Raw genomic sequence first — 18,696 nt, forward strand, 5'->3', positions numbered from 1 at the left:
CATCACCGCCTCGGCCGTGGTCATGGGCATCGGCACCCTTGCCGGGTTCGGACTGCTCGGCACGCGCGTCGAGGATTCCTCCGGCGGCGCCTTCTCCGCCGATGCGACCCTCCTGACCCGGCCGGTCCGGCGTTCTCGATCTGGTCGCTCATCTATGTGGGGCTCATCGCCTTCGTCATCTGGCAGTGGTTCCACCCCGGCTCGGAGCGGGCCACCCGCATCACGTGGCTCACCGCCGCCTCGATGATCCTGAACGCCATATGGCTCGGCGTCACCCAGGTGGGCTGGCTGTGGCCGAGCGTCGTGGTGATCCTGACGCTCGCCGTCGTCCTCGGCCTTCTGCTCCGCTGTCTCGGTGAGTCAAGGCCCACCTCCACCCTGGAGGCGGTGGTCGTCGACGGCACGTTCGGCGTCTACCTCGGCTGGGTGGCCGTCGCGAGCGTGGCCAACGTCACCGCGGTGCTCGTCGCCAGCGGCGTCGATCCGGGCGAGGGGGTCGCGACGGTGCTCGCCGTCGTTGTCCTCGCCGTCGCCGTCGCGCTGGGGGCTGTGTTCGCCTTGGCGCTGGCCGCCCGCTGGACCGTGGCGGCGGCCATGGCGTGGGCGCTCGCCTGGATCGCGGTCGGACGGCTGACGAGCGGGCCGGCTTCGGTCACCGTCGCCGTCGCCGCAGTCGTGTCGGCCTTGGCGATCCTCGCCGTCACGGCCTACGCCCGCCACCGCCACGCGGGCGGGACCACGCGGGTCCCCGCCAACGCCCCGGACGGCCGTGTCCATGCCTGAGGACACCGCCGTACTGGAGGGCCCAGGCGGCATCATGGTCGACATGGAAACGGTCGACAACGGCCAGGCTGAGACCGTCGAGCGCGTGCTCAGGCTCGTCGGGGTCACCCTCGATGACCTCGCCACCGAGTGGGAGGAGCTCGCCCGCACCGTGATCCCCCAGCCGGGCGCGCTGCGGACCGACTCCATCCTCCAACTCGTGCATGACTTCGCCTCCGCCCCCGGCAAGCTCCTGCGCCCCCGCATGGTGCACTGGGGTTGGGTGGCCGCCGGCGGCGCGGGGACAGGGGGTGGCATCGACTCCGTGGTGCGGATCGGCGCAGCCCTGGAGCTCCTCCACTGCTTCGCCCTCGTCCACGACGACGTCATGGACGCATCGGCCACCCGCCGCGGGCGCCCCTCCGTGCACGCACTGGCCGCGGCCGATCATCGCGCCCACTCTGGGCTCGGTGAGGCTGACAGGTACGGGGAGAACATCGCCATCCTGGTCGGCGACCTCCTCCACAGCGAGGCCGACCTCCTGGTCGGCGGCCTCCCCCAGCCCCTGCGAGCAGCCTGGCGCACCATGACCATCGAACTCATGATCGGTCAGGGCCGTGACCTCGTGGGGGCTGCGAACGGCCGCCGCGATCTGCGGCACGCGGTGGAGGTCGCCCATGCCAAGTCCGGCGCATACACGGTGGGCCGGCCGCTGCAGCTCGGCGCCCTGGCCGCCGGCGGCGGCCCCGAACTGGCCGCCCTCCTGGCGGAATACGGCCGCCACGCGGGGCAGGCGTTCGCCCTGCGCGACGACATCCTCGGTGTCGTCGGCGACCCGGCCCACACGGGCAAGCCCGTCGGTGACGACCTCGTCGCGGGGAAGCCGACGGTGCTCCTCGTCCTCGCCGAGCAGCGGTTCGACCCGCAGTGGCGGCGGCGGCTGCACCACATCGGCCGAGAAGGGGTCTCACGTGACGAGGTCGACGCCCTCTGCGCGGAGCTCATCCGCTCCGGGGTGATCGAGGAGGCCGAGCAGATGATCGAGGCGTCAGTGGACGCGGCGGCCCGCACCCTCGAGTCGCCGCTCGTCGACGACCTGGCTGCCGCCGGGCTGCGCAGGTGGGCGTCGCTGATGGCCTGGAGGAACGCATGAGCGCGGTGGTCGTCGTTGGCGCCGGCCTGTCGGGCCTGAGCGCCGCCTGCCACCTCGTGGCCGACGGCCACGACGTGACCATCGTCGAACGCGAGTCGTTCCCCGGCGGACGCAACGGCATCCTGCGACGCGACGGCTTCACCTTCGACACGGGTCCGGTGGTGTTCACCATGCCCGAGCTGCTGGCCGCCCCGCTGGGCCGGCTCGGCGCGACGCTCGATCCGCTGCGTCTGACGCGGCTCGATCCCGCCTACAGGGGCCACTTCGCCGACGGCTCAACGCTCGACGTGCGGGGGTCGGTGCCCGCGATCCGGCAGGAGATCAGCGAGCGGTGTTCGCCCGCCGACGCGGCGGCCTTCGACGATTTCGTGGACTGGCTGCAGCGTCTCAACGACGTCGAACTGCCGAACTTCATCGCGCGCAACTTCTCCTCGCCGCTCGATCTGGTGACCCGCCCGGCCGCTGCCGCCCGTCTGCTCAGGCTCGGCGGCTTCGGCCGCCTCGGCCCGAGCATCCGGCGCCGCTTCGCCGACGAGCGGCTCGTGCGGCTCTTCACCTTCCAAGCCATGTACGCCGGGCTCGCACCCGACGACGCGCTGGCCCTATACGCGGTGATCACGTACATGGACTCCATCTCGGGCGTCTGGTTCCCCGCCGAGGGCATGCACGCGGTCCCACGGCTGCTGGCCGACACCCTGGAGGCCGCCGGAGCCCGCATCCTCTACGACACGACCGTCGACGCCGTCCTCACCGACGCCCGGGGCCGGGCCGCCGGGGTCAGCGCCGGGACCGGGAAGATCCGCGCCGACGCCGTGGTGCTGACGGTGGATCTTCCGACCGCCTACGAGACCCTGCTGCCCGACCTGCGACCGCCGCGGGCCGCGCGCAACGGCACCTACTCGCCGTCAGCGGTGGTGTGGCACCTCGGTGTCCGCGGCCTCCCCGCCGAGGGGACGGCGCATCACAACATCCACTTCGGCCGCGCCTGGCGGGGCGCCTTCGACGAACTGATCGGCGAGGGCAGGCTCATGAGCGACCCGTCGCGACTCGTCACGGTCCCGACGGTGACGGCCCCCGACATGGCGCCGTCGGGCCACAGCGTGCTGTACGTCCTCGAACCCGTCCCGAACCTCCACGGCGGACAGGACTGGGACGTCGAGGGGCCGCGGCTCCGCGACGACCTCCTCGGGTTCCTACAACGCCACGGCTATCCGACCGATGTGGTGACGGAGGAGTTCGTCACGCCGGCGCAGTGGCAGGCCAGGGGCATGGCGGCGGGAACCCCCTTCAGCCTGGCGCACTCCTTCCTGCAGACCGGGCCCTTCCGCCCCTCCAACGTGGAGCGACGCCGCCCCGGTGTGTTCCTGGCCGGCACCGGCACGACGCCCGGCGTCGGGATCCCGATGGTGCTCATCAGCGGCGACCTGGCTGCCCGCCGCGTGCGCCACTACCTGGGGGTCCCCGCATGAGTGCCGTCCTAGAGCGGGGCTACGCGGAGTGTGCCCGGCTGACCAGGGCGTACGGGACCACCTACTACTGGGGGCGCTGCTGCTGCCGCGCGCCCGGCGCCGTCACGTCCACGCCGTGTACGCGCTGTGCCGCCTTGCAGACGACATCGTCGATGCGCCGGGCGCGACTCTGGGCGACACCTCCGCGACGCGGGCAGGGTTGGCCGACTTCCGGGGGAGGTTCGCGGCCGCCCTGGCGGGAGAGACCCATCCCGGGGAGGAGGTCCTCGCCGCTGTCGCACACACGGTCGAGACCTGCGGGATCGACCACGAGTGCTTCGACAGGTTCTTCGACGCGATGGCCATGGACCTCGACACGTCCAGCTACGAGACGTTCGACGACCTGTGCGGCTACATGGAGGGTTCAGCCGCGGTGATCGGCGAGATGATGCTGCCTGTCCTCGAGCCCCTTACGCCGGCGGCGTTCGGGCCGGCGCGGTCGCTCGGCCTCGCCTTCCAGTTGACGAACTTCCTGCGCGACGTCGGCGAGGATCTGGACCGGGGCAGGGTTTACATCCCGCAGGAGGATCTGCGCCGCTTCGGTGTCGACATTGGGTCCCGCACCGTCGACGACGCCTGGCGTGACCTGATGCGCTTCGAGATCGCCCGCAACCGTGCGCTCTACCGGGAGGCCGAACCGGGCATCGCGATGCTGCCGCCGGCGTCGGCCCGCTGCGTCGGCACAGCACACCAGCTCTACTCGGCCATCCTCGGCCGCATCGAGGCGCGCGACTTCGACGTCTTCACGGGACGGGCGCGGGTGCCGCTGTGGAGGAAGGCGACCACGGCACTCCAGGCAGGATGGTGACATGGACAGGTTCCACTACATGCTGCTGATGGCGGGCTGCCTCCTCGTGACGCTGCCGCTGGAGTTCTGGCTCGCCGCCCGCGTCTACAGACGCCCCCGCCGGCTGCTGCTGGCTGTGGTTCCGGTGGCGCTCGCCTTCATCGTGTGGGACCTGCTGGCAATCCGGCGCGCCCACTGGGACTTCTCCCCCGACTACACCACCGGCGTCGTCCTGCCCGGAGGCATCCCCCTGGAGGAGATCGTTTTCTTCCTCGTCATTCCTGTCTGTGGACTGCTCACCTATGAAGCGGTTGGCACCGTGCTGCAGTGGCTGCGTGGACGGATGGGGCGCGGCGATGCCTGAGTACACCGTCGCCACCCTGGCCGCCATGGTTGTCGTGGTGCTGGCCGAACTCCTCTGGGCGCGCACCGGGATCTTCACCTCGCTGCAGTACTGGCTGGCTCTCGGCATCATGTTCTCCTTCCAGGTTCTGGTCGACGGCTGGCTGACGAAGCTCTCCGCGCCGATCGTCACCTACCATCCGGAGCAGATGTCAGGGATCCGGTTCCCGTGGGACATTCCCATCGAGGACTTCGGCTTCGGCTTCGCCCTCATCACCGCCTGCCTGATCGTGTGGCTGCGCCTCGGCCGCCGGGAGAAGGAGCACACATCATGAAGCAATGGCGGCCGGGACGAGACAGGCGAGCTGTCCGGGTGGCGTCGCCAGCACCGTCGGGGTCGGGGCCGGAGCGCCCGGGTGTCGTCGTGCTCGGCGGCGGCATCGCCGGCCTGGCGGCCGCTACCGGACTCGCCGAGCGGGGCGTCGAGGTCACCGTGCTCGAGGCGCAACCGCAGCTCGGCGGCCGCGTCCGCGCCTGGCGGACCGACGACGGGCGGACGATGAGCCGCGGCTTCCACGCCTTCTTCCGCCAGTACTACAACCTGCGCTCCCTGCTGCGGCGGGCGGATCCGGAGCTGAGCTCGCTGGTGCCGGTGGCCGACTACCCGCTGACGTTGGCCGACGGACCGACCGACTCGTTCGCCCGCATACCCCGCACACCGCCCTGGAGCATCCTGGGCTTCGTCGCTGTCAGCCCCACCTTCCGCGCCCGCGATCTCCTCCGCGTCGACGTCGGGCGGGCCCTCGGCCTGCTGCGCGTCAGCTTCCCCCGCACCTTCCAGGAACTTGACGGGGTGAGCGCCGCCGACGTGCTTGACCAGCTCCGCTTCCCGCAGCAGGCACGCCACCTGGCGTTGGAGGTGTTCGCGCGGAGCTTCTTCGCCGACCCGCACGAGTTTTCGGGCGGCGAGCTGCTCGCCATGTTCCACACCTACTTCCTCGGCAGCGCGGAGGGCCTGCTCTTCGACGTTCCGCGCGAGGACTACGACACCGCGCTGTGGGCGCCGCTGGCGCGGTATCTGACCGGGTTGGGTGTCGACATCCGCTGCGGCGTCACGGCCAGCGCCGTCGAGCCGACCGGCACAGGTGTCCGGGTCGTCTCCTCCGACGGTGAGATCCGTGCCGACGCCGCCGTGCTGGCCCTCGACACAGCCGCGCTGCAGTCGGTCGTGGACGCATCCCCCGGCCTCGGCGACGCGACCTGGCGCTCGCGCATCGCCCGGCTCCGGATCGCCCCCGCGTTCGGCGTCGGACGACGCTGGCTCGGCCGGCCCCAGCCGGACCTGCCAGACTTCCTCGGCACCAGCGGCTACGGCCCCCTCGACAACATCTCGCGGCTCGATGCCTTCGAGGACGGCGCCGCCGCCTGGGCCGACCGAAACGGGGGCGCCGTCGTCGAGGTGCACGGTTACGCCCTGCCCTCACCTGAGGGCGTGCGGGAGCGGTTGTGGGCCGAGGCCGAACGGGTCCACCCCCACTGGCCGGGGCCCCGATCATCGCCGAGGAGTGGCTGGTGGAGCAGGACTGCCCGCTCGTCGACACGTCACCCTGGCTGGACCGACCCACGGTGGCGACGCCGGACCCGCGGATCGTCCTGGCGGGCGATCTGGTGCGCTGCGACCTGCCGGTCGCTCTCATGGAGCGGGCCGCGACCACCGGTTGGGAGGCGGCGAACCGCCTGCTGGCCGGGTGGGGGCGCCGCGGTCACGACCTGTGGTCGCCGCCGACGCGAGGGCTGCTCGCACGCTGATCCTCCGCCGGGCGGGCGCCGAGCACCCGGTACCTGCCGCAGAGGAAGGCCGCGTTGCGGGCGACGTCGAGCAGCTCGAGGTCGAGGGCCCGGGGCAGGAGGGGCGCGCCGGCGCCGAGGGTGACCGGCGCGAACTGGACCCACACCTCGTCCAGCAGGCCCGCGTCGGCGAACTGGCCGGCGAGATCTCCCCCGCCGACCACCCACACGTCCAGGCCCTGCGCAGCGGAGACCATGTCGGAGTGCACCGGCCGCACATCCCCGCTGACCAGCCGGACGTCGGCGCCGTCGGGGATCGGGAGCTCGCGGTGGGTGAACACCCACGTGGGCTGCGCGTAGGCCCATGATCCGGGGTCGTTGCGCAGCACCCACTCGAAGGTGGAGGCCCCCATGGCCAGCGCGCCGATGGTGCGTTCGAAGTCCTGATAGGCCATGGGGCCTTCCTGGTCGACCTTCTGCGAGAGCAGCCAGTCGAGGGAATGCCCGGGTGTGGCGATGAACCCGTCGAGGCTGGAGGCGGTGAAGTAGTGGGTCGTGGCCATGGGCACATCGTGCCACCGGGGCCAGCGGCCGATTGCTCCTCCGCCAGCTTGGTGGGATCGGGGTCGCTGCCAACCTCGATGACTCATCCGTGGCAGCACTCCTCCCACGAGCTCAGGAGGCGGACATGGGTGACGGCGACGGAAAGCTGAGCACGGCGGTCAAGCAGCGGGCAGCCGAGCTGCGGGCGGAGAAGGCCGCCGCCAAGGCGGCCGACAAACGCGCGGCGGGCAGGGCCCTCCTCGAGGCCGCCATCGCCGAGATGCCGGACGAGGAGCAGAATCTGGCCCGGCGGATCGACGCCATCGTCGAGGCGAACGCGCCGGACCTCGTCCCCGGCACCATGTACGGGGCCCCGGCCTACAAGACGACCGCGGGCAGGACGGTGCTGTTCTTCCGAAGCGGCGCGAAGGACAACTACCGCTACTCCACGCTGGCGTTCCAGCCGGACGCGACGCTGGATGATGGCGGGATGTGGCCCACGTCGTTCGCCGTCGTATCCCTCTCTGACAAGGATGAGGAACTGATCGCGGCTCTGGTCAGGAAGGCGACGGCGTAGCCGATCGTGGTACCTCACTGTCAAGTCCCCGCGTAGGTGGGGGCCTTACCTCAGATATTTTTCCCCGGGAAGCTGGGGGCTAGGCGGCTCGGGTTTTGAGGCCTGCGGGGTCGGGTGCTTTCCAGCTGATCTGGTCTTGGAGGCGGCGGGTCTTCCCGGCTGCGAGGCGTGTGAGTTCTTGTTGGATGAGGTTGATGCGGTGGGCCATGTCGGCTGGTCGGAGGTTGGCTTTTCGGGCGGCGAGTTCGGCCTGCTTGGGTGGGGTTGAGGACCCCGGCGGCGAGGAGTCGCTGGTAGGGGGAGCTGGGCTTGTCGTAGAGCCGTTTGCGGCGGCCGACGGTGTCGGTGGACCAGCCGATGGGTTTCTTGGTAGGGGTGAAGAAGTTCAACCGGTCACAGACCAGTGTCCAGAGCTGGTTGAGGAGCTCCAGCTCTAGTAGCTTGGTGTCGTAGCGGTGGTAGAAGCCGTAGCGGCGTACGAGGTGGTTGTTCTTCGACTCGATGGTGGCCTGATCGTTCTTCTTGTAGGGCCGTGACCGGGTGAAGAACACGTCTCGCTGGCCGGCCCAGCCGACGAGGTCGTGGTTGATGAATTCTGACCCGTTGTCGCAGTCGATGCCGGTCACGGCGAACGGAACGTGCTCGATGAACGTGTCGAACGCGGCCAGGACATGGACCGCGGCGTTGTTGCGGATCGCGCGGGTGAACACCCAGCCGGTGTGGATGTCGGTGAAGTTCACGGTGCGGGCGAACTCGCCCTTCAGGGTGGGGCCGCAGTGGGCGACGGTGTCGACCTCGAAGAACCCGGGTTCGGCTTCGACCTCATCGCCGGCTTTGCGGATACTGATCGAGTTGCGCAGCATCGTGCCCGGTCGGGTGGTGGTCTTGCCGCGGAGCGGGTCTTTGGCTCTGGCGGGGGCCAGGTACCGGTCGATCGTCGCTGCTGACATCTGTTCCAACTCGGCCCGTACTGCAGCGCTGTAGCGGTCTTCTCCCCGGATCAGAGCGCCTTCGGTTTCGAGGGCGTCGAGCCAGTCGGTCATGGCCGGGGCGAGGTACTGCCCGCAGCTGCCGCCCGAGGCCGCCCATACTCTCTGCAACACGATCAGCGCATCGTAGGAGTACTTCCGTGGCTTGGTGCGGCGGCGATCGATCACCGCGACCGTCGCGCTGGCCCGGCCGGGAGGCTGCCGGAGGCGGGCCACCAACTGTTGGCGGGCATGGTCCCGGTTCCAGCCCGTGACCTCGACCACCTGGTCCAGGATCTGTGACTTGCCCTTCTTCGGTGCCGCCGCATACGCAGCCGCGTACTTCTTCGTGACCTCAAACCTGGCTGCCATCGACAGCTGCTCCTCAACCTCCACACCCCATCGTGGCCAGCCACACGTTCCCGGGGGAAAATACGTGAGGTACGGCCCCTACGTTCGCGGGGACTCCACATGAGTGTCGTCGCCGATTGGACAATCAGCGGCAGGCACCTCTAGAGTTATCTCTCGCCGAGCACCACTAGCTCAACTGGCAGAGCAATTGACTCTTAATCAATGGGTTCAGGGTTCGAGTCCCTGGTGGTGTACGACAGAAGGCCCCAGCCATCCGCTGGGGCCTTCCTTTGTGTCCGGAACCGACGGTGCGCCACCGACCGTGACGGTCGGCGGCGCGCCGCCCTCCGTCAGGGAACCAGGTGCCCGGCCGCCCGGTACAGCTCGTACCACTGCGGGCGCGTCAGCGGGACGTCAGCGCCCAGCGCCGCCGCCCGGACGCGGTCCGGCGACGTGGTGCCCAGCACGACCTGCATGTCAGCTGGGTGCCGCACGATCCATGCCGTCGCGATGGCCTCGGCCGGGACGCCGTACTCGGCCGCCAGCCTGTCGATCACCGCGTTGAGCTCCGGGTAGTCCGGGTTGCCCAGGAAGACGCCGTTGAAGAACGCGGCCTGGAAGGGAGACCACGCCTGGATGGTGATGTCGTGCAGGCGGCAGTAGTCGAGGATGCCGAGGTCCCGGCTGATCGACTGCGCCTCCCCCGTCATGTTCATCGCGACGCCCTGCGCCACGATCGGCGCGTGCGTGATGGACAGCTGCAGCTGGTTGGCGACCAGGGGCTGGCGGACGTAACGCTTCAGCAGCTCGATCTGCAGGGGCGTGTGGTTCGACACACCGAAGGCGCGGACCTTCCCGGCAGCCTCGAGCTCGTCGAACGCCCGGGCAACCTCCTCGGGCTCCACGAGCGCGTCGGGGCGGTGCAGCAGGAGGATGTCGATGTAGTCGGTGCGCAGCGCCCTGAGCGATCCCTCGACGGCCCTGATGATGTGTGCGTGGGAGAAGTCGAAGTAGGGCCCGTCCTTGACGATGCCCGCCTTCGTCTGCAGCGTGATCTCGCTCCGCTGGGCGGGCGTGAGCTGCAGCGCCTCCGCGAACCGCGCCTCGCAGCCGTGCGCGGCGCCGGCACCGTAGATGTCGGCGTGGTCGAAGAAGTCGATGCCGGACTCGAGCGATGCGTCGAACAGGGCGCGCACCTCGGCGTCCGACTTCTCCTGGATCCGCATGACGCCGGTGACGATGGCGGGGGCCTCGATGCCTGCGCCCTTGATGGTGATGCTCTTCACTGGGTTCCTTCCCTGGTCAGACTGGCGCCGCGATCCTCAACAGCTCATCTGGGGCACCGGCGCCGCTGCACCCAACCCTAGTGCGCCAGCCCGGGGCCTACCGGCTCCCAGGATGTGGGGCCTGCCCCTGATCGCTCGCCACCGCGCTTCCTGGCTCCCCCACCGACGCAGTGGAGATGGACGCTCAGGTCGGGAGCCCGGTGCCCCTCGGCGGGTAGGACGCCTGGGCGCCCTCGAACTGGACGGTGTAGGCCGCGAAGCGGGCAGCGTACGCCGAGGCGGCCTCGAGCGATTCACCCTCGGCGAGCCGGGCGGCCAGCGCCCCGCAGAACGCGTCCCCTGCGCCCACGGTGTCGACGGCCCTCACCCGCGGCGACGCGACGGTGACCACCTCGTCGCCGTGCGCGATGAGCGCGCCCGCCGCGCCCAACGTCATCACCACGGACGAGACGCCGGATTCCCGGAGGCCGCGCACGACGGCCTCGGGGTCGGTGAGTTCCCGGCCCCCCAGCTGGGCCAGCGCGGCGGTCCCCTCATGCTCGTTGACGACGAGCGGATCCGCCGCCAGCAGCAGCTCGGGGCCACGTCGATCACCGGTGCGAGGTTCACGACGAGCCGCCCCCGGACGAGGCGCGATGCCTCCAGGTTGCTCGCCGCACTGATCTCCCCCTGCAGCACGACGACGTCGGCGCCCGCGATGACATCGGCCCAGTCGTCCACCATGGCGGGGCTCACCTCGGCGTTGGCCCCCGGGACGACGACGACGGAGTTCTCCCCCTCGGCGTCGACGCTGACGACGGCGAGCCCCGTCGGCCCCGGAACGCGTCGCACATGGCTGACGTCGACTCCCGCAGCCTCCAGCAGCGAGGTCGCGACCGAGGATGAGGCGTCGTCGCCGATGGCGCCGCACATGGTCGTCTCGGCTCCGGCCAGGGCCGCCGCGCACGCCTGGTTGGCGCCCTTACCTCCCGGCGAGAAGGTGCCGCCCGAGGCGAGCAGCGTCTCCCCGGGCGTGATGTGCCGCTGCAGCAGCAGGTGGAGGTCGACATTCAGCGACCCCACGACAACGACACGTGACACGTCTCCTCCTAGAGATATAGTCCGGTTCCGCCGTCGGCTACCTCGTCGGAGGCGACGGCATGGATGTCTCGTTCCCGAAGGAGAACATAGGTCTTCGCCTGGACCTCCACCTCGGCCCTGTCCTCCGGGTCGAACAGGACCCGGTCGCCCATCTCGACGGCGCGGACGTTCGGCCCGATGGCTACCACCTTGGCCCACGTCAGCCGTCGGCCCATCTGGACAGTGGCGGGGATCAGGATCCCGCCGCCACTGCGGCGCTCATTCGCGCCTCCGTCGACATCGACGAGCACGCGGTCGTGCAGCATGCGGATGGCCAGCGCGGTGTCCGTCACTTCTCGATCGCCTTGCGGGCCGCGGACGCCAGGCTGCGCCTCGTCGCGACCTGGTTCAGGGTCACCGCGAAGACGATCACTCCGACGACGGCGCCGCCGACCAGCAGAAGCTTGTCCAGCTTCCATCCCCGCGCTCGTCGCGCAACGAGGCCGTGGCCGTGTCGAACTCGGTCTTCGCGAACGTCTTGACCTGCTCGATGCCCTCCTTGGCGATGTTCTGCGGACGGATCGCCTCCTTGCCGTCACCGATGGCGCCGGTCATCTTCGCCCTGCTCTTCGCCAGGTCGGCGCGCATCTCTTCCACGGAACGCTCAGCCATGCGGTCACTCCTTCGGTCAGACCCCAGCCTATTGACAGCCGTCGTTTCATGCTAGGCGACCGGGGTAAACGCGTCGTGGCGGCCCGTTACACTCTGCCGCATGAGTGCACGCCTGACCACCGGTACGACCGCCCCCGCCTTCACGCTGCCCGATCAGGACGGCAAGGCCGTCTCCCTGGCGGACTTCGCGGGTCGCACCGTCATCCTGTACTTCTACCCCGCCGCCATGACGCCCGGCTGCACGACCCAGGCCGTCGACTTCCAGGCCTCGCTGCCTGCGTTCGCCGACGCCTCGTACGAGGTCCTCGGCTGCTCGCCCGACACCGTCGAACAGTTGGCGAAGTTCCGCGACCACTCCGACCTCGGCTTCACGCTGCTGGCCGACCCCGGCAAGGAGGTCCTCAAGGCCTACGGCGCCTACGGGCTCCGCAAGATCTACGGCCAGGAGATCGAGGGGGTCCTGCGGTCCACGTTCGTGATCGACGTCAACGACGCGGGCGTCGGCACCGTGCGGGTCGCGCAGTACAACGTCAAGGCGACGGGCCACGTGGCGAAGCTCCGCCGCGAGCTCGGTGTCTGACCGGTTCCTCACCATCAACGCCGCCCCCGGCGAGGGGGCGGATGTCGAGCTGGAGATCAGGCGGTCCCGCTTCCTGACCCGCATCCGTCGCGTCACCACCGAGGATGAGGCCCGCTCGGTGATCGACGAGCGCCGCGCGACCCTGTTCGACGCGCGCCACCATTGCTCGGCGTTCATCCTCGGACCCGACGCCCGTACCGCCCGCTCCTCCGACGACGGCGAACCCGCCGGCACAGCCGGGATCCCGATGTTCACGGCGCTGCAGCGCAACGGCCTGACCGACGTCGTCGCCGTCGTCACCCGCTACTTCGGCGGGGTCAAGCTGGGCGCCGGGGGCCTCGTGCGCGCCTACACCGACGCCGTCGCGCAGGCGATGGACGCGGCCGGGACCCGCGAGGTCCGCCTCAGCCGCATCCTGCAGGTGGACGTGGACTTCGCCTCCGCCGGCGCCCTGGAGGACCAGCTCCGCGGCCTGGTTCTGCCGTCGGGCGCGCGGGTGGTAGTCGACGGGGTGGACTGGAGCGACCGGGCGCACATCCGCGTGGCGATCCCGACCGACTCGGTGGCGGAGTTCGACGTCGCGCTCGCCACCCTGTCCGCCGGGGCGGTCGTCGCCGAGCCGGTCGCAGAGCGGTGGACCGACTATGTATCGGGGATGGTGTAACGCCGCTGGGCCGCTCCGAGCGGAGTCACCCCCGGAGCGGTGACGCGTGAAACAACCGCTGACCAGGTCTTCTTGTTGTACCGAAGAAGGGACTCGAACCCTCACGCCCGCAGGCACAGGAACCTAAATCCTGCGTGTCTACCAATTCCACCACTTCGGCTCGCCCCGGCCCCGGGGCCGCCTCATTCTAGGACACGTGCGCCGCTGGGACCCAGCGGGAACCGGGCGCGGACCTCGTAGCGCCGCCCGGGAACGACAGTCTCCACGAGGCACACCTCCTCCACCCGCCAGACCCACGCCGGGAACGAGTCGAGCACCTCCAGCCAGCGCACCGCCGACAGCCCGCGGTGGCGTGCGAGCGTCAGATGGCCGACGAAGCGCCCGCCCTCCACTGCGACCCCCGCCCGGTTCGCAGCCGCCCGCGACCTGGCCGACAGGGCCGCCAGTTCCTGCGCGCCCTCAGTGACGGCGAGCGCCAACACCTTGGTCCGGTCGGCATGCGGGAAGGCAAGCCCTCCGGAGACCCCCACCTCGAACGACTCAACCCCGCGCGCCGCGGCCTTCAAGTTCCCTTCGAGCCCTTCCCGGGCGGAGTCGGGAACGTTGGCCATGAAGGCCGTGGTCAGATGCCACGCATCGGGTGGGACCCAGCGCAGGCCCGACTCACCGTCCCGTCGAGACTCGAGGAGCTCATCCAACTCGCGGACCACTCGTTCACCCGGCAGCACCGCCACGAACATTCTCGCCATATCCGGAGGCTACCGTCCGGCGCGGGACTCGCCCACAACAAGGGAAAGGTCTCGGAAACATAACAATCCGCGACTTCATGAGAGCGCTCTCTTGACATGGCATGAAATGCGATCTAGGTTTCACTGCATACCTCGTGAGAGCGCTCTCTCGCGGGCAAGCCACACAAAGGAGTGACAGTGATTCCCATCCGACGCAGTGTGTACGGCGGCATCGCCGCCGTCGCCTCCCTCGCCCTGCTTGCGGGTTGCTCGACCACCGGAACGCCGGGGTCGTCCTCGACCCCGACCACCGGTGGCAGCAGCAGCTCGTCCGCCCCGGCGCCGGCCGAGACCGTCGAGCTGACGGTCACCACGTTCGGCACCATGGGCCTCGACGGTCTCTACGCGCAGTACGAGGCCGACAACCCGGGCATCAAGATCAAGGCCACCAACATCGACACGGGCGGTAACGCCCTGGTCGATTGGCAGACCAAGCAGGCAGCCGGCGCGGGCCTCCCCGATGTCCAGGCCGTCGAGGAAGGCTGGCTCGGCAAGGTCATGAGCGTGTCCGACACGTTCACCGATCTCCGCGATCACGGCGCCGACGACATCGCGGACCGCTGGGTCGATTGGAAGGTCGGTCAGGCCACCGACGCGAACGGCCGCATCATCGGCTACGGCACCGACATCGGCCCGCAGGGCATCTGCTTCAACGGCAAGCTGCTCGAGGCCGCCGGCATGCCCGGCGATCGTGAGGGCTTCGCCGATCTCCTCGGCGGCGACAACGCCTCGTGGGAGAAGTTCTTCGAGGTCGGCAAGCAGTACAAGGCCAAGACCGGCAAGGCGTGGTACGACCAGTCCGGCTTCGTCTGGAACTCGATGGTCAACCAGTTCGACGAGGGCTACTACAAGAAGGACGGCAGCCTCAACGTCAAGGACAACCAGGCCCTCAAGGACAAGTGGATGCTGCTCGCCGACGGCGCGGTGTCCGGCCTGTCCTCCAACCAGACCCAGTGGGATTGGGGCGGCGGCAAGGCGTTCGTTGACGGCTCCTTCGCCACCTTCGTCTGCCCCGGCTGGATGCTCGGCGTGGTCAAGGGCCAGGTCGAGGCAGGCGGCGGGGATGCAGCCACGGGCTGGGACTTCGCCGATGTCTACCCGGGTGGCGCTGCGAACTGGGGCGGCTCCTTCCTGACGGTCCCCACCTCCTCTGAGCACCCGGCCGAGGCCGCCGCCCTGGCCACCTGGCTCACCGACAAGCAGCAGCAGGTCGCCTCCTTCCAGGCCGCCGGAGCCTTCCCCAGCGTCATCGAGGCACAGTCCGATCCCGGCGTCACCGGCCCGAGCGATCTGACCCAGTTCTTCAACGACGCGCCGCTCGGCGAGATCCTGGCCAAGCGCGCCGACGGCGTCGTGGCCCAGTTCAAGGGTCCGGACGACTCGGTCATCCAGGAGCAGGTCTTCGGCCCCTCCGTCCAGCTGCTCGATTCGGGCAAGGCTGACGGCGCGGCGGCGTGGGACAACGCGATGAAGCTGCTCGACACGGTGGTCGCCAGCTGACCTGACGACCCGTCACTCCTCCAACCGGCGGGCCCTTGTGGCGACACGGGGGCCCGCCGGTCCCATCCCCGGCAACCATCGACGAAAGCCTGGTCAATGTTCGAGCATCGCGCCGCAGCGGAGGCGAAGCCCGCCGTGTCGTGGCGGACCCGCCTCAGCAAGTGGGACATCAAGTACTCCCCCTACGCCTATGTGGCCCCCTTCTTCCTCCTCTTTGGCCTGGTCGGCCTGTTCCCGCTCGTCTATACATTCGTGGTCTCCCTCAACAACTGGAATCTGTTGACGGGTCCCGGTGATTGGGTGGGGTTCGCGAACTTTGCGCGCGAATTGTCCGATCCCCTGTTCTGGAATTCGCTGTTCAACACATTCAGCATCTTCATTCTGTCGTCGGTGCCGCAGATCATCGTCGCGATCGGCCTGGCCGCAATGCTCGACCAGAACCTGCGGGCCAAGACGTTCTGGCGGCTGTCGGTGATCCTCCCCTACGTCGTGACGCCGGTGGCCGTCGCCCTGATCTTCTCCAACATCTTCGGCGAGAAGTACGGCCTCGTGAACAACGTCCTGACCTCGATGGGGCTGGATCCGGTCTTCTGGAAGACGGAGCGGTTCCCCAGTCACGTCGCCCTGGCGACCATGGTCAACTGGCGCTGGACCGGCTACAACGCGCTGATCCTGCTGGCCGCCATGCAGGCCGTCCCCCGCGACATCTACGAGTCGGCCGCCATCGACGGCGCCACCGCCACCCGCCGCTTCTTCTCGATCACCATCCCCAGCATCCGCCCGACCATCATCTTCGTGATCATCACGTCGACCATCGGCGGTCTCCAGATCTTCACCGAACCCAAGCTCTTCAACGCGGCCAGCTCCGTGCCGGGCGGTCCGCAGCGCGAGTACCAGACGACGGTGCTCTACCTGTGGGACCTCGCGTTCAACAGACAGCAGTTCGGCCGGGCGGCCGCCGTCGCCTGGATCCTGTTCCTCCTCATCGTGGCCATCGGCGTCCTGAACTATCTGCTGGCCCGCACGATCTCCACCACCGAATCCAAGGCTGACAAGGTCCGACGCAAGCACCGTAAGGCCGACATCGAAGCAATCCTGAGGGCAGACGCATGAGCAGCAGGTCCCGTCGCGGCGCAGGCATGGGGATCAACGCGAGCCCCCGCTGGTACGTGTACGCCATCATCCTCGCGTTCGTCCTGGGCGGCGCCTACCCGTTGTGGTGGTCGTTCATCATCGGCTCGAGCGACAAGAGCGCGCTGACCTCCACCTTCCCTCCGCTTCTTCCTGGGGGCCAGTTCTGGGCCAACGCCGCCCAGGTCTTCGACACCATCGACTTCTGGAAGGCGCTGGGCAACTCCGTCATCGTTGCCTCCGTCATCACCTGCTCCGTGGTCTTCTTCTCGACGCTGGCCGGCTACGCGTTCGCGAAGCTGCGGTTCCGCGGCCGTGAGGGCCTCATGGTCGCCGTCATCGCCACGATGGCCGTCCCCACCCAGCTGGGCATCATCCCTCTGTTCATGATGATGAAGCAGTTCGGCTGGACCGGCTCCCTCGGCGCCGTCATCGTCCCGACGCTGGTGACCGCCTTCGGCGTGTTCTTCATGCGCCAGTACCTGGTCGATGTCATCCCCGACGAGCTCATCGAGGCCGCCCGCGTCGACGGCGCCTCCATGATCAGCACCTTCTTCAACGTCGGCATCCCGGCCGCACGGCCCGCCATGGGCATCCTGTCCATGTTCACCTTCATGACCGCCTGGACCGACTACCTGTGGCCGCTGCTGGTCGTGCCCCAGAACCCGACCCTGCAGGTGGCCCTCAGCCAGCTGCAGTCGGCCAAGTACGTGGACTACTCGGTCGTGCTCAACGGCGCCGTGCTCGCGACGCTGCCGCTGCTGGTCCTCTTCGTCATCGCGGGCAAGCAACTCGTTTCCGGAATCATGGCAGGGGCGGTGAAGGGCTGATGTTCACACATTTTCCCAAGAACTTTCTGTGGGGGGCGGCGACCGCCGCAGCCCAGGTGGAGGGCGCGGCCCACGTCGACGGCAAGGAGGACTCCGTCTGGGACGCCTTCGCACGGCAGCCCCTGGCCGTGGCAGGTGGCGACACCCCTGAGATCGCTGCCGACCACTACAACCGGATGCCCGAGGACGTCGCCCTCATGAAGCGGCTCGGGCTCCAGGCGTACCGCTTCTCGACGAGCTGGGCGCGGGTCCGCCCCGGCGACCGCTACACCAATGAGAAGGGACTCGACTTCTACGACCGGCTGGTCGACGAGCTGCTCCGCGCCGACATCCTGCCCTGGCTGACGCTCTACCACTGGGATCTACCCCAGGCGCTGCAGGAGCAGGGTGGGTGGGCGAACCGGGAGACGGCCGAGCGGTTCGTCCGTTACGCGGAGGACGTCTACGGCCGCCTCGGCGACCGGGTCCGGCACTGGACCACGTTCAACGAGCCGCTGTGTTCCTCGCTCATCGGCTATGTCGGCGGAGAGCACGCCCCCGGCCTCAACGATCCGGCCGCCGGCCTGGCCGCGCTGCACCACCAGCACCTGGCCCACGGGCGCACAGTGTCGCGGCTCCGAGAGCTGGGCGGTGACGACCTGCAGCTCGGCATCACGCTGAACCTGACGAACGCCGTCCCGTTCGACCCTGCCGACCCGGCCGATCTCGATGCCGCCCGCCGGCTCGACGGGCTGTGGAACCGGATGTATCTCGATCCGGTGCTGCTCGGCAGCTACCCGGAGGACGTGCTGGTCGACATCGCCGGTCACGGCTTCGCCGACGTCGTCCAGGACGGCGACCTGGCAGAGATCTTCCAGCCCATCGACTTCCTGGGCGTCAACCACTACCACGACGACTGCTTCAGTGCGCACCCCGCGCCCGAGACGGACCCGCCCGCACTGGTGCCGACCCCGAAGGCGAACCGCTCGTGGTTCGTCGGCTCAGAGTTCGTGTCCGGGCCGTCGCGGGGGCTCCCCCGCACGGGCATGGGATGGGAGGTGAACCCGGACGGGCTCCGGATCCTGCTGCACCGTCTGGTCGCCCAGTACCCGAACCTGCCTGCCCTCTACATCACCGAGAACGGCGCGGCGTACGACGACGTGCTGGTCGACGGGCGCGTCGACGACCACGACCGGTGGGACTACATCGAAGCCCATCTGGCGGCGGTCGGGCAGGCGATGGCAGAGGGGGTTCCGGTGCTCGGATACTTCGTCTGGTCGTTGCTCGACAACTTCGAGTGGGCCTGGGGGTATGGGAAGCGTTTCGGCATCGTTCACGTCGATTACGACACGCAGGTGCGCACCCCGAAGCTCAGTGCCGAGAACTATGCTGCTGTGATTGCCGAGGCGAGCGGCACATGAGTTCCGG

General features: G+C 69.2%; 21 protein-coding genes, 2 tRNA genes and 1 pseudogene. 15 read left to right on the forward strand and 9 right to left on the reverse strand.

Features of this window, described 5'->3' with window-relative positions:
* Nucleotides 1-156: 156 nt before the first annotated feature.
* The 7 genes and pseudogenes from H9L22_RS08270 to H9L22_RS08300 form a co-directional block, all read left to right on the forward strand.
* Nucleotides 157-783 carry a tryptophan-rich sensory protein gene (locus tag H9L22_RS08270; protein WP_187722319.1) on the forward strand — a complete coding sequence of 209 codons (627 nt, stop codon included), beginning with the start codon at nucleotides 157-159 and terminating at the stop codon, nucleotides 781-783.
* Nucleotides 776-1,915 (forward strand): polyprenyl synthetase family protein, encoded by a 1,140-nt coding sequence (locus H9L22_RS08275; RefSeq protein ID WP_187722320.1) that lies wholly within the window; start codon nucleotides 776-778, stop codon nucleotides 1,913-1,915. Before H9L22_RS08270 ends, H9L22_RS08275 begins: the two co-directional genes overlap by 8 nt.
* Nucleotides 1,912-3,384 (forward strand): phytoene desaturase family protein, encoded by a 1,473-nt coding sequence (gene crtI, locus H9L22_RS08280; protein WP_187722321.1) that lies wholly within the window; start codon nucleotides 1,912-1,914, stop codon nucleotides 3,382-3,384. Before H9L22_RS08275 ends, crtI begins: the two co-directional genes overlap by 4 nt.
* Before the next feature lie 28 nt (nucleotides 3,385-3,412).
* A complete protein-coding gene (locus H9L22_RS08285; protein WP_226966222.1) occupies nucleotides 3,413-4,231 on the forward strand; it encodes a phytoene/squalene synthase family protein in 819 nt (272 codons plus the stop codon).
* A 1-nt stretch (nucleotide 4,232) separates the two neighbouring features.
* Nucleotides 4,233-4,574, forward strand: a complete 342-nt coding sequence (locus H9L22_RS08290; protein WP_187722322.1) for a lycopene cyclase domain-containing protein — start codon at nucleotides 4,233-4,235, stop codon at nucleotides 4,572-4,574.
* Entirely contained in the window at nucleotides 4,567-4,887 is a 321-nt protein-coding gene (locus tag H9L22_RS08295) for a lycopene cyclase domain-containing protein (protein ID WP_187722323.1), read from the forward strand. Before H9L22_RS08290 ends, H9L22_RS08295 begins: the two co-directional genes overlap by 8 nt.
* Nucleotides 4,884-6,131 (forward strand): annotated as a pseudogene (locus H9L22_RS08300) (FAD-dependent oxidoreductase); the annotation flags it as partial. The gene H9L22_RS08295 and the pseudogene H9L22_RS08300, both read left to right, overlap by 4 nt.
* 184 nt (nucleotides 6,132-6,315) lie before the next feature.
* Here H9L22_RS08300 and H9L22_RS08305 read toward each other — a convergent pair.
* Nucleotides 6,316-6,903: a dihydrofolate reductase family protein gene (locus H9L22_RS08305; protein ID WP_187722324.1), complete on the reverse strand. Its 588-nt coding sequence runs from the start codon at nucleotides 6,901-6,903 to the stop codon at nucleotides 6,316-6,318.
* 125 nt (nucleotides 6,904-7,028) lie between these two features.
* On the opposite strand from H9L22_RS08305, the gene H9L22_RS08310 reads away from it, so the two are divergent.
* The gene (locus H9L22_RS08310; RefSeq protein WP_187722325.1) at nucleotides 7,029-7,460 is read left to right on the forward strand and encodes a DUF1801 domain-containing protein; all 432 of its coding nucleotides are present in this window, start codon (nucleotides 7,029-7,031) and stop codon (nucleotides 7,458-7,460) included.
* Nucleotides 7,461-7,510: 50 nt separating this feature from the next.
* Here the strand turns inward: H9L22_RS08310 and H9L22_RS08315 are convergent, their stop codons facing one another.
* Nucleotides 7,511-8,800: an integrase catalytic domain-containing protein gene (locus H9L22_RS08315; protein WP_226966223.1), complete on the reverse strand. Its 1,290-nt coding sequence runs from the start codon at nucleotides 8,798-8,800 to the stop codon at nucleotides 7,511-7,513.
* Nucleotides 8,801-8,960: 160 nt separating this feature from the next.
* Between H9L22_RS08315 and H9L22_RS08320 the strand changes: the two genes are divergently transcribed.
* A tRNA-Lys gene (locus tag H9L22_RS08320) sits at nucleotides 8,961-9,033 on the forward strand.
* Nucleotides 9,034-9,129: 96 nt separating this feature from the next.
* Here H9L22_RS08320 and H9L22_RS08325 read toward each other — a convergent pair.
* From H9L22_RS08325 to H9L22_RS08340, 5 genes are all read right to left on the reverse strand, one after another.
* Entirely contained in the window at nucleotides 9,130-10,065 is a 936-nt protein-coding gene (locus tag H9L22_RS08325; RefSeq protein ID WP_187722326.1) for an aldo/keto reductase, read from the reverse strand.
* 184 nt (nucleotides 10,066-10,249) lie between these two features.
* Nucleotides 10,250-10,585, reverse strand: coding sequence for a PfkB family carbohydrate kinase (locus H9L22_RS19710; RefSeq protein WP_264292619.1), 336 nt, complete (start codon nucleotides 10,583-10,585; stop codon nucleotides 10,250-10,252).
* Nucleotides 10,501-11,145, reverse strand: coding sequence for a PfkB family carbohydrate kinase (locus H9L22_RS08330; RefSeq protein WP_264292586.1), 645 nt, complete (start codon nucleotides 11,143-11,145; stop codon nucleotides 10,501-10,503). The genes H9L22_RS19710 and H9L22_RS08330 overlap by 85 nt, the downstream gene beginning before the upstream one ends.
* Nucleotides 11,146-11,153: 8 nt before the next feature.
* Complete coding sequence (locus H9L22_RS08335) at nucleotides 11,154-11,450, reverse strand: GroES family chaperonin (protein ID WP_226966296.1); 297 nt, start codon at nucleotides 11,448-11,450, stop codon at nucleotides 11,154-11,156.
* 103 nt (nucleotides 11,451-11,553) lie between these two features.
* Entirely contained in the window at nucleotides 11,554-11,796 is a 243-nt protein-coding gene (locus H9L22_RS08340) for a hypothetical protein (protein WP_187722328.1), read from the reverse strand.
* Between the two features lie 100 nt (nucleotides 11,797-11,896).
* Here H9L22_RS08340 and H9L22_RS08345 point away from each other — a divergent pair, with 100 nt between their 5' ends.
* Complete coding sequence (locus H9L22_RS08345) at nucleotides 11,897-12,376, forward strand: peroxiredoxin (protein ID WP_187722329.1); 480 nt, start codon at nucleotides 11,897-11,899, stop codon at nucleotides 12,374-12,376.
* Complete coding sequence (locus H9L22_RS08350) at nucleotides 12,369-13,040, forward strand: IMPACT family protein (RefSeq protein WP_187722330.1); 672 nt, start codon at nucleotides 12,369-12,371, stop codon at nucleotides 13,038-13,040. Before H9L22_RS08345 ends, H9L22_RS08350 begins: the two co-directional genes overlap by 8 nt.
* 78 nt (nucleotides 13,041-13,118) lie before the next feature.
* Here H9L22_RS08350 and H9L22_RS08355 read toward each other — a convergent pair.
* Nucleotides 13,119-13,200 (reverse strand) — tRNA-Leu (locus H9L22_RS08355).
* 22 nt (nucleotides 13,201-13,222) lie between these two features.
* On the reverse strand, nucleotides 13,223-13,789 hold the full coding sequence (gene thpR, locus H9L22_RS08360) for an RNA 2',3'-cyclic phosphodiesterase (RefSeq protein ID WP_187722331.1): 567 nt from the start codon (nucleotides 13,787-13,789) through the stop codon (nucleotides 13,223-13,225).
* Nucleotides 13,790-13,966: 177 nt separating this feature from the next.
* Between thpR and H9L22_RS08365 the strand changes: the two genes are divergently transcribed.
* The 4 genes from H9L22_RS08365 (at nucleotide 13,967) to H9L22_RS08380 (ending at nucleotide 18,689) form a co-directional block, all read left to right on the forward strand.
* The gene (locus tag H9L22_RS08365; RefSeq protein ID WP_187722332.1) at nucleotides 13,967-15,328 is read left to right on the forward strand and encodes an ABC transporter substrate-binding protein; all 1,362 of its coding nucleotides are present in this window, start codon (nucleotides 13,967-13,969) and stop codon (nucleotides 15,326-15,328) included.
* Nucleotides 15,329-15,424: 96 nt separating this feature from the next.
* Nucleotides 15,425-16,441 carry a carbohydrate ABC transporter permease gene (locus H9L22_RS08370; RefSeq protein WP_187722333.1) on the forward strand — a complete coding sequence of 339 codons (1,017 nt, stop codon included), beginning with the start codon at nucleotides 15,425-15,427 and terminating at the stop codon, nucleotides 16,439-16,441.
* A complete protein-coding gene (locus H9L22_RS08375; protein WP_187722334.1) occupies nucleotides 16,438-17,289 on the forward strand; it encodes a carbohydrate ABC transporter permease in 852 nt (283 codons plus the stop codon). Before H9L22_RS08370 ends, H9L22_RS08375 begins: the two co-directional genes overlap by 4 nt.
* Nucleotides 17,289-18,689, forward strand: a complete 1,401-nt coding sequence (locus H9L22_RS08380) for a GH1 family beta-glucosidase (protein WP_187722335.1) — start codon at nucleotides 17,289-17,291, stop codon at nucleotides 18,687-18,689. Before H9L22_RS08375 ends, H9L22_RS08380 begins: the two co-directional genes overlap by 1 nt.
* Nucleotides 18,690-18,696: the final 7 nt, after the last annotated feature.

The organism is Tessaracoccus defluvii, assembly GCF_014489575.1.
Lineage (GTDB): Bacteria > Actinomycetota > Actinomycetes > Propionibacteriales > Propionibacteriaceae > Arachnia > Arachnia defluvii.